The organism is Deltaproteobacteria bacterium, from assembly GCA_016875395.1.
GTDB lineage: Bacteria > Myxococcota_A > UBA9160 > UBA9160 > UBA6930 > VGRF01.
The window spans coordinates 1-1,298 of sequence record VGRF01000087.1 but is presented as its reverse complement, the minus strand read 5'-3'; the positions used below and the strand labels follow the sequence as shown (position 1 = coordinate 1,298).

The 1,298-nt window shown below is 67.3% G+C and carries 1 protein-coding gene; it reads left to right on the top strand.

Annotated elements, in window-relative coordinates; translation table 11 throughout:
* A partial coding sequence (locus FJ091_22260) for a hypothetical protein (GenBank protein ID MBM4386073.1) occupies positions 1 to 772 on the top strand: 772 nt, incomplete at its 5' end.
* Positions 773 to 1,298 lie beyond the last annotated feature (526 nt).

The window sequence follows — 1,298 nt, the reverse complement described above, 5'->3', positions numbered from 1 at the left end:
GCGCGCGCGCGTGCGACCGGAGGCGCTCGAGGCGCTGCCGGTTGAGCCGCGCCTGCTCGGATCGGGCACTAAGACGGAAAAAGGCGAGGGCCGCGGGTATTTGACCGCCGTTGTATATATGGCTCCGGCGCGTGAAGCCTTTAGCGCGGGCGACCGGAGAACGCTCTGCGCTTTCGCGAGCTCCTCGTGCGAAGGCGTATGCCTCGGCAGGGAGAGCGGCAGGATGGTTTTTCACTCAGCCAGGCTATCGCGGCTATGGAAAGCGGCGCTCTATATGGGCGCGCGGCATTTGTGGCGCGAGCTGCTCGAGGCAGAGATTCGGGCCTTCGAGCGTGCTGCAGCCCGGGTGGGACTGAAGCCTGCGGTGCGAATCGACGGTTCGTCAGACATCGGGGAAGGGCCTAGATTCGCGCAGGCGTTCAGCGGCGTGCAATTTTATGACTACACGAAAAATCCGGCGCGGGCTCTGCAGAACGCGCGAGGCGAGCGGACGAACTACCACCTCACCTTTTCCTACTCCGGAAGGAACGCGGTCGACGCCGAGCGCGTTCTCGCCTCGGGCGGCAACGTCGCGGTGGTCTTCGGTACAGCTCGTGGAGTCGCGCTACCTGAGACCTGGTCGGGCCACCCGACACTAGACGCTGACCAGACAGACTTACGCTTCCTGGACCCACGCGGCCACGTCGCTGCCTTGCGCTTCAAAGCGGCGAGGGCGCCGCGCGCTGCCCTCGCGGCCGCGATAGCCTCAGGTTTCGTGATAGCAGTGGATTGACGGCGCAACAAAGAACGGCCCCGGGCAGCTGCCTTGGGGCCGTTCTTTTTGTTGCGGGTGCTATCCGCCCAGCGCTCGATACCAGACTCGAGCGGCGCGCATATCGCTTCCGAACGCGCGCCGCGCGACGGCGTCAGCAAGCTCGTCGAGTTGCGCGCGCCAGGGGTAGGACCGGCGGAGCGCGAGAGCCGCAGCCATAGGGGCATGCAGGTTCGGCGACGCTGCACCCCCATGCCATCGGGCAAGCGTCAGGACGTAGGCGAGCCTCGCGTCAGTGGCGCGGAACGAGGCGCGCGCAAGGTCGGCGTATCTCGCGACGCTCGCGGAGTCGGCGAGCAGCGGCGCATCAGAGCTTCGGGCGGCTTCGCCGAGCGCAGCATGCTCGCGCATCGCGCGGGCTTCGGCTGCAGCGTCCGCTCGCTCCGCTCGCCTCACTCGCGCGCGCTCGCGCCTGTCTGCCTGCGCCTGCGTCACGATGGGCGCGTCAAGATCGTCAGTAGACGGGTCGTTCCACGCGCGCACCCTA